Raw genomic sequence first — 12,759 nt, forward strand, 5'->3', positions numbered from 1 at the left:
CTACCTCAGTTTCAGGGTTGCAAGGCCGATCAGCACCAGAATCACCGTGATAATCCAGAAGCGGACGATCACCCGTGGCTCAGGCCAACCCTTGAGTTCAAAGTGGTGGTGGATCGGTGCCATGCGGAACACGCGCTTGCCGGTCAACTTGAAGGAGGCGACCTGGATCACCACCGACAGGGTTTCCATGACGAACACACCGCCCATGATGAACAGCACGATTTCCTGGCGCACGATCACGGCGATGGTGCCAAGCGCGGCGCCCAGCGCCAGTGCGCCGACGTCGCCCATGAATACCTGGGCCGGATAGGTGTTGAACCACAGGAAGCCCAGGCCCGCGCCGATCAGCGCGCCGCAGAACACGATCAGCTCGCCAGCGCCCGGCACGTACGGAATCAACAGGTACTCGGCGAACTTCACGTTCCCCGACAGGTAGCAGAAGATGCCCAGTGCACCGCCGACCATCACCGTCGGCATGATCGCCAGGCCGTCGAGGCCGTCAGTCAGGTTGACCGCGTTGCTCGAACCGACGATGACGAAATAGGTCAGCACCACGAAGCCGATCCCCAGGGGGATGGTCAGGTCCTTGACGAACGGCACGATCAGCGTGGTCTCGACGCTGGTCGGCGCAGTCATGTAGAGGAAGATCGCCGCGCCCAGGCCGAACACCGATTGCCAGAAGTACTTCCAGCGGCTCGGCAGGCCACGCGAGTTCTTCTCGATCACCTTGCGGTAGTCGTCGACCCAGCCAATCGCGCCGAACAGCAGGGTGACGATCAGCACCACCCAGACATAGCGGTTGGTCAGGTCAGCCCAGAGCAAGGTGCTGATGGCGATGGCAGACAGGATCAAGGCACCGCCCATGGTCGGGGTGCCGGACTTGGACAGGTGCGATTGCGGGCCGTCATTGCGCACAGCCTGACCGATCTGACGGATTTGCAGGGTACGAATCATCCACGGGCCCAGCCACAGCGACAGCGACAACGCAGTCAGTACCCCGAGGATCCCGCGCAGGGACAGGTACTGGAAGACCGCGAAGCCTTTGTGGAACTGCTGCAGATACTCAGCCAACAGCAAAAGCATTAATGTTTCTCCCCGCTGGCACCACACAATGCCGCCACGACGTTTTCCATCGCAGCGCTGCGCGAGCCCTTGATCAAGATAGTGGTGTCGCTGGCGCTCTCACCGCGAACGGCGTCGATCAGCTCAGCTTGAGTAGCGAAATGACGGCCATTGACGCCGAACGCCCTGACCGCATGTGTCATGTTGGTCCCTACCGCGTACAAGGCGTCGACCTTGCCGCGTGCGTAGTCGCCCACCTGCCGGTGGCCTTCCTCCGCCCATTGACCCAGTTCGCCGATATCCCCGAGCACCAGGACGGTGCGTCCGGAAAAGCCGGCGAGTATATCAATGGCGGCGCACATCGAGGTGGGATTTGCGTTGTAGCTGTCGTCGATGACCCGCACGCCATTGGGCGCAACTTGCGCCACGGTACGTCCCTTGACCGGCTGCACCGCGTTCAAGCCAGCGGCGATCCCCGGCAGGCTGACCCCCAAGGCATGCGCGGCAGCGGCCGCGGCCAGGGCATTGCTGACGTTGTGGGTGCCGAGCAGGTTCAATTGCACCGGGACCGAACCGGCCGGACCGTGCAGGGTGAACGATGGGCAACCGCGCTCGTCGCGACCGACGTCGCTGGCGTGGAAATCTGCCTGGCTGTTAGCCAAGGCAAAACTGAGGATGGCGTGGTTGCCGGCACGTTTTTGCCAGATCGCAAAGGCCTTGTCGTCCAGGTTGAGAATGGCCGTGCCGCCCTCGCCCAGGCCTTCAAGGATCTCGCCCTTGGCTTCGACGATTTTTTCCGGGCCACCGAACTCACCAACATGGGCAGTGCCGGCGTTATTGATGATGACCACCTGCGGCTGGGTCAGGCCAACGGTGCAGCGGATCTCGCCGATGCGCGAAGCGCCCAGCTCGATCACTGCCGCCGTATGCTCGGCGCCGATTTCCAGCAGGGTCAGCGGCGCACCGAGATCATTGTTGAGGTTGCCACGGGTGGCCAACACCGGCCCGCGCGTGCGCAAGATAGCGGCCAGCAGTTCCTTGACCGTGGTCTTGCCGCTGGACCCGGTAATGGCTGCGACCGGCTTGTCGAAGGCGGCGCGGTTCAGCGCACCGAGCTGGCCGAGGGCCAGGCGGCAGTCGGCGACGACCAACTGCGGCAGATCGACATCGGCAACTTCGCGCTCGACCAGAGCCGCCACGGCGCCTTTGGCCTTCACGTCGGCCAGGTAATCGTGACCATCGAAACGTGGTCCGGCGAGCGCGACGAACAGCTGGCCATCGGTGACCGTGCGGCTGTCGATGCTGACCCCGCTGAAACTGATGTCAGTACCCACCAGGCGCGCTTGCAGTGGTGCCGTCAGCTGGCTAAGGGTCATGGGCTTAAGCATGTGGAGCCTCCCAGGCTGCTAGTGCCTTTTCGGCTTCGACCAGGTCGGAGAAATCGTGGCGCTCGCCGTTGATCTCCTGGTAGTCCTCGTGCCCCTTGCCGGCCAGGACGATGACATCGTCGGCCGCGGCGGTAGCGATCAGGTGGGCAATGGCCGCGCCACGGCCGGCGACGAATTCGACGGCACCAGGCTGAGCGAAACCAGGGCGGATATCGTCGAAGATCAACGCAGGATCTTCAGAACGCGGGTTGTCGTCGGTGACCAGCACGCGATCAGCCAGGCGCTCGGCCACTTCGGCCATCAGTGGACGCTTGCCACGGTCACGGTCGCCGCCGCAGCCGAACAGGCACAGCAGCTTGCCATGAGCATGTGGGCGCAGGGCTTGGAGGACTTTTTCCAAGGCGTCGGGTGTGTGCGCGTAGTCGACCACGACCAACGGCTTGTCGCCGCCACCCAAACGCTGCATGCGCCCGACCGGGCCTTGCAGTTTCGCCGTGACCTTGAGGATTTCGTCGAGCGAATAGTCCAGGGCGAGCAAAGCGGCGACCGCCGCGAGCATGTTGCTCAGGTTGAAGCGCCCCAGTAGCTGGCTGCGCAGGATGCTTTCACCTTGCGCCGTCACCAGGATGGCACGCACGCCATCGTCGTCGAACGTGGCTTCGCGGCAGAACAACGAAGCCTCGGGGTTTTCCAGGCTGTAGCTGAGCAGGCGCGTTTCGACGTGATCGGCAGCCGGCTTGCGGGCGAAATCGGCCGCCAGGCGGCGACCGAACTCATCGTCCAGATTGACCACTTGGGCGCGCAGGTTGGGCCAGGCGAACAACTTGGCCTTGGCCGCTTCATAGGCCTGCATGCTGCCGTGGTAGTCCAGGTGGTCACGCGACAGGTTGGTCATCACCGCGATGTCGAAGGCGAGCGCGGCAACCCGGCCCTGCTCCAGCGCATGCGACGAGACTTCCATGGCCACGGCCTTGCCACCGGCTTTCTTCAGGTCGTACAGGGTCGCCTGCACGGCAATCGGGTCAGGCGTGGTCAAGCGACCGCTCTGCAGTTCGCCGTAGAATCCGGTGCCAAGCGTGCCGATCAGCCCGCAACGCTGACCCAACGCATCGAGCGCCTGCGCCAGCAGCTGGGTAACGCTGGTCTTGCCGTTGGTGCCGGTGACGCCAATCAGATTGAGCTGTCGGCTCGGCTCGCCGTAGAAACGCCCGGCAATCTCCGACAGCTGGGCGATCAAGCCCTTGACCGGGATCAGCGGCGCGTCAGTGATCGGCAGTACGGTTGCGCCCTGCTCTTCATAGGCAACCGCGGCAGCGCCACGGGCCAAGGCATCGGCGATGTGGTCGCGGCCGTCGACCTTGGCCCCTGGCACAGCCAGGAACAGGTCGCCTGGACGCACGGCGCGGCTGTCCAGGGTCAACTCACGGATCAGCGGATCGCGGCTGGCATGGGCGAACAGCTTGCTCAGTGGCATTGTCATCAACCACGCCCTCCTTTGGCGACTGCGGCGTTGACCTGCTGCGGCGCGGCAGGCGTTGCGGGTGCAGGCGGCGGCAGGTTGTCTGGCGGTACGTTCATCAGGCGCAGGGTGCCCGACATCACTTTGCTAAAGACCGGCGCCGAGACCAGGCCGCCGAAGTAGCCACCCTTGCTCGGCTCATCGATGACCACGACGATCGCATAACGCGGATCACTCATCGGACCGAAGCCGGCGAACAGCGAACGGTAGGCGTTTTCGGTGTAGCCCTTGGAGCCGACGGTCGCCTTACGCGCGGTACCGGACTTGCCACCGACGTGATAGAACGGCACCTGCGCCCGGTATACACCGCGCGGCGCTTCAATGACCTGCTGGAGCATGCCCTGGATGGTTTCGGCGGTCTCCTTGGGCACCACTTGGGTGGACTCAGGGGTCTTGTCGACCTTGACGATGCTCAGCGGCACCATCTTGCCGTCGTTGGCCAGGGCGGCGTAGGCGTGCACCAGTTGCAGCGCGGTGACCGACAGGCCGTAGCCGTACGACAGGGTCGCAGTCTCGGCCTTGCGCCACTCACGGTGGTTAGGCAGGTTACCCACGCGCTCGCCCGGGAAGCCCAGGCCGGTGTACTGCCCCAGGCCCAGCTGCGACATGACCCGGTAGATGGCTTCACCGCCGATATCGAAGGCAATCTTGCTCATGCCTACGTTGGAGGAGTTGATCAGGATGCCGGTCAGGTCGAGGATCGGGCCCTCGCTGCGCGACACGTCCTTGATGGTGTAGCGGCCAATCTGCAGGCTGCCCGGGTAGACCTCGACCTTGTCGGTCGGCTTCCAGCGCCCGCTTTGCAGGGCGGCGCTCATCGACAGCGGCTTGACTGTCGAGCCTGGCTCGAACACGTCGATGATCGCCCGGTTGCGCATGGCGGCCGGGAACATGCTGCGGCGGTTGTTCGGGTTGTAGGTCGGCTGGTTGACCATGGCCAGCACTTCGCCGGTCTTGACGTCCATGATCACCAGGCTGCCGGCCTTGGCTTCCTGTTCGGCGATAGCGTTACGCAGCTCGCGGGTGGCCAGGTATTGCAGGCGCAGGTCTATCGACAACGCCAAGGTCTTTCCGGCCTTGGCGTTTTTGGTTACCTGGATGTCTTTGATCAGCCGGCCGCGCCGGTCCTTGATCACCTGGCGCTTGCCGGGCACCCCGGCCAGCCATTCGTCGTAGGCCAGTTCCACCCCTTCGCGGCCGTGGTCGTCCAGGTCGGTAAAGCCAACCATATGCGCGGTGACATCACCGGCCGGGTAGAAACGGCGGAACTCTTCCATGCCGTAGACACCCGGGACTTTCAGGTCCAACACTTGCTGGCCTTGCTCTGGGGTGAGGCCGCGCACCAGGTAGATGAATTCTTTGTTGGCCTGCTGGGTAAGACGTTCGGTCAGCTGCTGCGGATTTTGCCCGAGCACTGCAGCCAATTGCGCCCAACGGTCTTTGTAGGGCTGCATTTCCTTGGGGTTGGCCCACAAGGTAGTGACCGGGGTACTCACCGCCAGCGGTTCGCCGTTGCGGTCGGTGATCAGCCCACGGTGTGCCGGAATCTGGATATGGCGCAGGCTGCGCGCATCGCCCTGGCCCTTGAGGAAGGCACGATCGACCACCTGCAGATCGATGATCCGCCAGCAAATGGCGCCGACCATCAGTGCCAGCAAAGCGATCACGACGCGGAAGCGCCAGGGGTAGAGTGCGCCTTCGAGCTTCATCATGGCGCCACCATCCGCACTTCGTCAGCGGCAGGCACGCGCATCTTCAACTGCTCGCTGGCCAGGCTCTCGATGCGGCTGTGGGCAGTCCAGGTGCTTTGCTCAAGAATCAACCGGCCCCATTCGGCCTGGGCTTTGTCGCGCTCGCTCAGTTCGCCGTACAGGGCATTGAGCAACTGGCGATTCCAGTGCGCGCTGTAGGACACGGCGATCGCTGAAACCAGCACACCGACAAACAGCAGGAGCATCAGGAAGCTACCGCCTGGCAAAGGTTTGGCAAATAGCCGGCTCACCGCAACTTCTCCGCCACCCGCATGACGGCGCTGCGCGCCCGCGGGTTGGCCTTGAGTTCGGCATCGGAGGCGAACTGCGCCTTGCCGATCAAGCGGATCTTCGGCTCGAAGACTTTGTGCTGAACCGGCAGGTTGCGCGGCAAGTTGTCTGCCTCGCCCTTGACCAGTTTGCGCATGAACAGCTTGACGATACGGTCTTCCAGCGAGTGGAAGCTGATCACTACCAGGCGCCCACCGACTTGCAGCGCATCGAGCGCAGCCTCAAGACCGGCTTCAAGATCGCCCAGCTCGTTGTTGACGTGAATCCGCAGGCCCTGGAAGGCGCGGGTCGCCGGGTTCTTGCCCTTTTCCCAGGCTGGGTTGGCGACCTTGAGCACTTCGGCAAGGTCGGCGGTACGGGTGAACGGCTGTTTTTCGCGGCGCTCGACCACAGCACGGGCCATACGCCCGGAGAAACGCTCTTCGCCGTATTCCTTGAAGACGCGGGCGATTTCTTCGACCGGGGCAGTGGCAATGAACTCGGCAGCGCTGATGCCCTGGGCAGGGTTCATGCGCATGTCCAGCGGGCCGTCGTTGAGGAAGCTGAAGCCGCGCTCAGGGTCATCGAGCTGCGGCGAGGACACGCCCAGGTCAAGCAGCACGCCGCTGACCTTGCCCGCCAGGCCGCGCTCGGCCACTTCCTGGCCCAGCTCGGCAAAGCTGCGTTGCACAATGACGAAGCGGCCGTCTTCGGCCGCCAGCGCTTGCCCGGTGGCAATCGCTTGTGGATCTTTGTCGAACCCCAGCAGCCGGCCCTGCGGCCCTAACTTGCTGAGAATCAGGCGGCTGTGACCACCCCTGCCGAAGGTGCCATCGAGATAGCAACCATCGTCGCGCAGGGCCAGTGCCTCGACAGCTTCGTCGAGTAGCACGGTGATGTGGTTGAAGCCGCTATCTATCGTCACAGGATCAGGTCACGCAATTCATCAGGCATGGCGCCCGGTTGTTGGATAGCTGCAAGATCGGCTGCCGAAACTGCGTTCCAGGCATCCTCATCCCACAGCTGGAATTTGTTCAGCTGCCCCACCAACATCGCCTTCTTGTCGAGCTTGGCGTACTCACGCAGGCGGGGCGGTACCAGGAAACGCCCACTGCCATCGAGCTCCAGGTCAACCGCATTACCGATCAGCAAACGCTGGAGGCGGCGGTTTTCCTCACGCAACGACGGCAAGGCGCGCAACTTGGCTTCTATCTGTTCCCACTCATCGAGGGGGTATACGCAAATGCAGGGATCGACCGCATCAATGGTCACGATCAACTGCCCTTGGCAACGCGAATCGAGCTCGTCACGGTACCGACTCGGCATGGCGAGTCTGCCCTTTGCATCGAGGCTGACGGCGTTGGCTCCGCGGAACACGGCTGCGATTCCCCACAATGTTAGCGTTTTTGTGTCAGAAAACCCACTTCATCCCACTTTCTGCCACTTGCGCACACTATAGGAATCCGCCCGCCACACCGTCAAGGCACGCTCGTAGGGAAATCCCTTACAGGACGGCGATTTAGCGTAACAATGAGAGGAAGAAGGAGTATCGGCGGGTAAATCTGAGGAAAAAAATCGCGCACACTCAGTCGGATAGAGTGCGAAGTTAAAGTGATTTATTAAGAGTAAGATTTTTTCGGTATTACCAATGCGTTCCTGCTATCGATTCAAGCAGGGAGGGAGAGGTGGAGAGTCGATCTGTAAGCCGGGTTTTGTCGAGGACAGTCATTCCTCTACGACGGCCATCACTGGACGCCTCTAGCAACCTACCCGGTTCCGACGCGGGCCACGCCTAATGGAACCCTATTTGGTCTTGCTCCGAGTGGGGTTTACCTAGCCACGAACTGTTGCCAGACGTGCGGTGCGCTCTTACCGCACCTTTTCACCCTTACCGGCACCGAAGTGCTTAGGCGGTTATTTTCTGTGGCACTTTCCGTAGGCTCGCGCCTCCCAGGCGTTACCTGGCACTCTGCCCTATGGAGCCCGGACTTTCCTCCCCCCTCTTTTGCGGAACAAAAGAAGGCAGCGACTGTCCGATCGACTCTCCGCCGACAAGGTTAACGGCAGGCGCGCTCAAGAACAAGTGATATAGCAGCTATATCGCCAAGCCGAGCGCGCTTTACTGGCTGATTATCGAGCAAGCCTGTTCGGGCACCAGCAAATAATTCGAAACACTCAATTGAATTGCAGCAAGCCATTACTGAGCTTTTTGCTTTTCCAGCGCGGCCTGATAAAGCAGGTTTTTCCGCACACCGGTAATTTCTGCTGCCAAAGCAGCCGCACGCTTGAGCGGCAACTCCGCCAACAGCAGGTCCAGCACCCGCTGCGCCTCGTTACTGATCGCCTGCTCATCCTCTGGCGCACTCCACCCACCTACCAACACCACGCACTCGCCACGCTGCTGGTTGCTGTCGCCAGCGACGAATGCGCGCAGCTCACCCAAGGGCAAACCCTTGAGAGTCTCGAAGGTTTTGGTCAGTTCACGTCCCAGCAACGCCGGACGATCAGCACCGAACACGGCCTCCATATCTTCGAGGCACTCAAGAATACGGTGCGGTGCTTCGTAGAAAATCAGCGTGCGCGGCTCTTCCTTGACCAGTTCCAGGCGAGCGCGGCGCCCGGCAGTCTTGGCTGGCAGGAAGCCTTCGAAAATGAATCGGTCAGACGGCAGCCCGGCAGCGGACAACGCCGCGATCAGCGCGCAAGCGCCCGGCACTGGCACCACCTTGACCCCAGCGGCACGCGCCTGGCGCACCAGGTGATAACCCGGATCGGAGATCAGCGGCGTGCCGGCATCGGAGACCAGCGCCACATCGTCCCCCGCCAGCAGCCGGGTAATGAAGCGCCCGCCTTCGTCACGCTCGTTGTGCTCATGACAGGCAGCCAGGGGGGTATCGATACCGAAATGCTGCATCAGGCGCACCGAATGGCGAGTATCCTCGGCAGCGATCAGGGCGACATCGGCCAATACCTTGAGCGCCCGCGCGCTCATGTCATCGAGGTTGCCGATAGGCGTGGCGACGACGTACAGCGTACCGGTGGTGGATTTCGAAGCCCCTGCTACATCTGTCACTGCGCACACCTGTCTTTCGGATCAAAGGCGCCATTGTAGCCCGAGCCTTGGCAATAGGGCGCAATGAACTTCACCGGCGCACGCCCTCAAGCGACCTATAGTGAAGGTTCGGCATCACCAACATCGCGCCCCGGCCAGTGGTTGGGTACAATTGCCGGCCAACTTGATCGAGTAACAGGACCTTTACATGATCGCTTGCCTGCGGCTGCTTACAGCCCTCTGCCTCGCTGCCCTGCTGGCAGCTTGCGCCAGCTCGCCCTCATCCAGCCTGGGCGAACTCCCGCGCACCCCGGATGCCAGCATCGAGCAGTTGCTCGACAAGGCAGCCAACAGCAAGTCGCCGGAGGACGCCGCCCTGCTGCGCCTGAGCGCCGCCGACCTTGCCTACAAGCAGAAGGACTACCCACGCGCCGCACGCATTCTCGAGCAGGTGCCACTGGATCCACTCAAGCCTGCCCAGCAAGTGTTCGCCAGCACTCTCAGCGCTGAGCTGGCCATGAGCCGTAACCAGCCCAAGGCCGCCCTGACCGCCCTCGCCCACCCGAGCCTGCAGCGCCTTGGCGAGCTGCCCGAAGAGCAACAGGTGCGCACCTATAGCGTGCACGCCGCGGCGCTCGAGGCCGATGGCCAGACCCTCGCCGCTGCCCAGCAGCGCGTAGCGCTGACGCCACTGCTCAGCGGTGAGGCCGCCAGCGCCAACAATGACGCGATCTGGGCACTGGTCGCCGCATTGCCGGCCGAGCAACTGCAACCGAGCACCGATCAAACCCTGGCCGGCTGGACCAGCCTGGCCCTGGCAGTGAAAAGCGCGGGCACCCTGGAGCAACAACAGGCCGCCATCGATACCTGGCGCACTCAGAACCCAGAGCACCCGGCGGCCAAGCAACTGCCGACCGCGCTCGTCAAGCTCAAGGAACTGGCCAGCCAGCCCCTGACCAGGATCGCCCTGCTGCTGCCTCAGGAAGGCCAACTGGCCGGTGTCGCCCGCGCCCTGCGCGACGGCTTCATGGCTGCCCACTTCCAGGCCCAGCAATCCGGTCAAGCGGTGCCAGCGGTGCAGGTCTTCGACAGCTCGCGCATCAGCTCGCTGGATGACTTCTACCGTCAGGCCCAGGCCGCTGGCGTGCAACTGGTCATCGGCCCGCTGGAGAAGCCGCTGGTGAAGAAGCTCGCCGCCTACCCGCAGCTGCCGATCACTACCCTGGCCCTGAACTACGCCGACGCCGGCCAGAAAGCCCCGCCACAACTGTTCCAGTTCGGCCTGGCTGCGGAAGACGAAGCCCGCGAAGTCTCGCGCCGCGCCCGTGCCGATGGCATGGTTCGCGCTGTCGCCCTGGTGCCTAGCGGCGAATGGGGCGACCGCGTACTGGCCGCCTTCCGCAAGGACTGGGAAGCCAATGGCGGCACCCTGCTGGCTGCCGAGCGCATCGCTCAACCGATCGCCTTGGCCCAACAGATTGCCGAGCTGTTCCAGCTGCGCCAGAGCGAAGGCCGCGCCAAGAGCCTGCAGAGCACTGTCGGTGGCAACATCGCCGCCCAGCCGTCGCGCCGCCAGGACATCGACTTCATCTTCCTCGCCTCGACGCCGCAGCAGGCCCAGCAGATCAAGCCGACCCTGAACTTCCAGTACGCCGGTGACGTGCCGGTCTATGCCACGTCCAACCTGTACAGCGCCAGCGGTGACGTCAACCAGTACAACGACATGACCGGCATCCGCTTCTGCGAAACGCCCTGGCTGCTCGACAGCAGCAACAGCCTGCGCCAGCAAGTGGTGCAGCAGTGGCCGCAAGCTGCCGGCAGCCTGGGTCGCCTATATGCCATGGGCGTCGATGCCTACAGCCTGGCGCCGCGCCTGAGCCAACTCAAGGCTCTGCCGGACAACCGCGTCGAAGGCCTGTCGGGCAGCCTGAGCATGAATGCCAACCAACGGGTTGAACGTCAACTGCCGTGGGCAGAGTTTGCTGGCGGCCAGGTCAAGCGCCTGCCGGACACCCCGCGCTAATGCCCAACGCATCGCCCAGCCGCGCCGGCCAAGCCGCTGAAGAGCAAGCCCTCGAGTACCTTCGAGGGCAAGGCTTGCAGCTAGTCACGCGCAACTGGCGATGCAAGGGTGGTGAGCTTGATCTGGTCATGCTCGACACCGATACAGTAGTATTCGTCGAAGTCCGCTACCGGCTGCACGCGGACTTCGGCGGCGCCCTCGGTAGCATCGACGGGCGCAAGCAGAAGCGACTGGCGCTAGCCGCCAACCTGTTCCTGCAGAAGGAGTCCCGCTGGGCCAATCATCCCTGCCGCTTCGATGTAGTCGCTCTGCAAGGCAGTGGCCACGCAGGCCAACCGCTGCAATGGCTGCAAAACGCCTTCGAATGCTGAACCCATTCCGAATTTTTTGCTCTATGTTTCGCGGGCTGGTCCCTGTTGCGCGTAGCAAAGGCCACCGCCCCTCTTAAGGTCACACCAGATGGACATGCAATCCCGAATTCGCCGGCTGTTTCAGGCCAGCATCGACACCAAGCAACAGGCAATGGACATCCTGGCACCGCACATCGAACATGCCAGCATGGTCATGGTCAATGCACTGCTCAACGAGGGCAAGATGCTCGCCTGCGGCAACGGCGGCTCGGCCGGCGACGCCCAGCATTTCTCCTCCGAGCTGCTCAATCGCTTCGAGCGCGAACGCCCAAGCCTGCCGGCGATCGCCTTGACCACCGACAGCTCGACGATTACCTCGATCGCCAACGACTACAGCTACAACGAAGTCTTCTCCAAGCAGATCCGCGCCCTGGGTCAGCCCGGCGACGTACTGCTGGCGATTTCCACCAGCGGTAACTCGGCCAACGTGATACAAGCGATCCAGGCCGCACATGACCGCGAAATGATTGTCGTAGCAATGACCGGGCGCGACGGCGGTGGCATGGCCTCGCTGCTGTTGCCCGAAGATGTAGAGATCCGCGTGCCTTCGACGGTCACCGCGCGGATCCAGGAAGTCCACCTGCTGGCGATCCACTGCCTGTGCGATCTGATCGACAGCCAACTGTTCGGGAGTGAAGAATGATCCCCAAGCGTTTCGGCCTGATGGCCCTGACCCTGTGCCTGAGCATCTCCGGCTGCAGCTCGGTACTGACCTCGACCCGCGACAACCCCATCGAGGATGATCGCGGCACCCGTACCATCGGCAGCAAGATCGACGACTCGCTGATCGAGACCAAGGTCTCGGTCAACGTCGCCAAGGCCAACCCTGACCTGGACAAGGGTTCGCACATTGTCGTGAGCAGCTACAACGGTGTTGTACTGCTGGCCGGCCAAACCCCACGCGCCGACCTCAAGAGCCTCGCCGAGCAGACCGCAGGCCAGGTGCAACGGGTCAAGAAGGTCCACAACGAGCTGCAGGTGATGCAGCCGTCGTCGATCCTGGCGCGCAACAACGATGCCTGGCTGACCACCAAGATCAAGACCTCGATGCTCGGTGACGCCAACGTCCCTGGCTCGCGGATCAAGGTGATCACTGAAAACGGTATCGTCTACCTGCTGGGCCTGGTCACCCAAAACGAAGCCAATGCCGCCACCAACGTGGTGCAGGGCGTCTCTGGCGTGCAGAAGATCGTCAAGCTGTTCGAATACATCGACTGATCAGCCACTACCATCGCGGGGCAAGCCCGCTCCCACGCGCCTTTGCTCTGAGCAATCGCGTGCGAG

Annotated in this window: 12 protein-coding genes and 1 other RNA gene; 4 read left to right on the plus strand and 9 right to left on the minus strand. The window is 62.9% G+C overall.

Features of this window, described 5'->3' with window-relative positions; all coding sequences use genetic code 11:
* From mraY to rsmI, 9 genes are all read right to left on the minus strand, one after another.
* On the minus strand, window positions 1–1,083 hold the full coding sequence (gene mraY, locus ACF8K2_RS10520) for a phospho-N-acetylmuramoyl-pentapeptide-transferase (RefSeq protein ID WP_264236490.1): 1,083 nt from the start codon (window positions 1,081–1,083) through the stop codon (window positions 1–3).
* The gene (murF, locus tag ACF8K2_RS10525; RefSeq protein WP_392464701.1) at window positions 1,083–2,450 is read right to left on the minus strand and encodes a UDP-N-acetylmuramoyl-tripeptide--D-alanyl-D-alanine ligase; all 1,368 of its coding nucleotides are present in this window, start codon (window positions 2,448–2,450) and stop codon (window positions 1,083–1,085) included. Before murF ends, mraY begins: the two co-directional genes overlap by 1 nt.
* On the minus strand, window positions 2,443–3,930 hold the full coding sequence (locus ACF8K2_RS10530; protein ID WP_392464702.1) for a UDP-N-acetylmuramoyl-L-alanyl-D-glutamate--2,6-diaminopimelate ligase: 1,488 nt from the start codon (window positions 3,928–3,930) through the stop codon (window positions 2,443–2,445). Before ACF8K2_RS10530 ends, murF begins: the two co-directional genes overlap by 8 nt.
* Entirely contained in the window at window positions 3,930–5,678 is a 1,749-nt protein-coding gene (locus ACF8K2_RS10535; protein WP_186553995.1) for a penicillin-binding protein 2, read from the minus strand. Before ACF8K2_RS10535 ends, ACF8K2_RS10530 begins: the two co-directional genes overlap by 1 nt.
* A complete protein-coding gene (gene ftsL / locus ACF8K2_RS10540; protein WP_186553865.1) occupies window positions 5,678–5,971 on the minus strand; it encodes a cell division protein FtsL in 294 nt (97 codons plus the stop codon). Before ftsL ends, ACF8K2_RS10535 begins: the two co-directional genes overlap by 1 nt.
* Entirely contained in the window at window positions 5,968–6,915 is a 948-nt protein-coding gene (rsmH, locus tag ACF8K2_RS10545; protein ID WP_392464703.1) for a 16S rRNA (cytosine(1402)-N(4))-methyltransferase RsmH, read from the minus strand. The genes ftsL and rsmH overlap by 4 nt, the downstream gene beginning before the upstream one ends.
* Entirely contained in the window at window positions 6,912–7,367 is a 456-nt protein-coding gene (mraZ, locus tag ACF8K2_RS10550) for a division/cell wall cluster transcriptional repressor MraZ (RefSeq protein ID WP_186553864.1), read from the minus strand. The genes rsmH and mraZ overlap by 4 nt, the downstream gene beginning before the upstream one ends.
* A 308-nt stretch (window positions 7,368–7,675) precedes the next feature.
* Window positions 7,676–8,035, minus strand: an RNA gene (rnpB, locus tag ACF8K2_RS10555) — RNase P RNA component class A.
* A 152-nt stretch (window positions 8,036–8,187) separates the two neighbouring features.
* On the minus strand, window positions 8,188–9,063 hold the full coding sequence (gene rsmI / locus ACF8K2_RS10560; protein WP_186553863.1) for a 16S rRNA (cytidine(1402)-2'-O)-methyltransferase: 876 nt from the start codon (window positions 9,061–9,063) through the stop codon (window positions 8,188–8,190).
* 187 nt (window positions 9,064–9,250) lie between these two features.
* On the opposite strand from rsmI, the gene ACF8K2_RS10565 reads away from it, so the two are divergent.
* The 4 genes from ACF8K2_RS10565 to ACF8K2_RS10580 all read left to right on the plus strand — a co-directional run bounded on the left by ACF8K2_RS10565 (window position 9,251) and on the right by ACF8K2_RS10580 (window position 12,693).
* The gene (locus ACF8K2_RS10565; RefSeq protein WP_392464705.1) at window positions 9,251–11,065 is read left to right on the plus strand and encodes a penicillin-binding protein activator; all 1,815 of its coding nucleotides are present in this window, start codon (window positions 9,251–9,253) and stop codon (window positions 11,063–11,065) included.
* The gene (locus ACF8K2_RS10570; protein WP_392464706.1) at window positions 11,065–11,436 is read left to right on the plus strand and encodes a YraN family protein; all 372 of its coding nucleotides are present in this window, start codon (window positions 11,065–11,067) and stop codon (window positions 11,434–11,436) included. The genes ACF8K2_RS10565 and ACF8K2_RS10570 overlap by 1 nt, the downstream gene beginning before the upstream one ends.
* An 88-nt stretch (window positions 11,437–11,524) precedes the next feature.
* On the plus strand, window positions 11,525–12,118 hold the full coding sequence (locus ACF8K2_RS10575) for a phosphoheptose isomerase (protein ID WP_186553860.1): 594 nt from the start codon (window positions 11,525–11,527) through the stop codon (window positions 12,116–12,118).
* Window positions 12,115–12,693: a BON domain-containing protein gene (locus ACF8K2_RS10580; RefSeq protein WP_186553859.1), complete on the plus strand. Its 579-nt coding sequence runs from the start codon at window positions 12,115–12,117 to the stop codon at window positions 12,691–12,693. The genes ACF8K2_RS10575 and ACF8K2_RS10580 overlap by 4 nt, the downstream gene beginning before the upstream one ends.
* Window positions 12,694–12,759 lie beyond the last annotated feature (66 nt).

Origin of the sequence: Pseudomonas sp. xss_2 (assembly GCF_043104195.1) — a bacterium.
In the GTDB taxonomy this organism is placed as follows: domain Bacteria; phylum Pseudomonadota; class Gammaproteobacteria; order Pseudomonadales; family Pseudomonadaceae; genus Aquipseudomonas; species Aquipseudomonas urmiensis.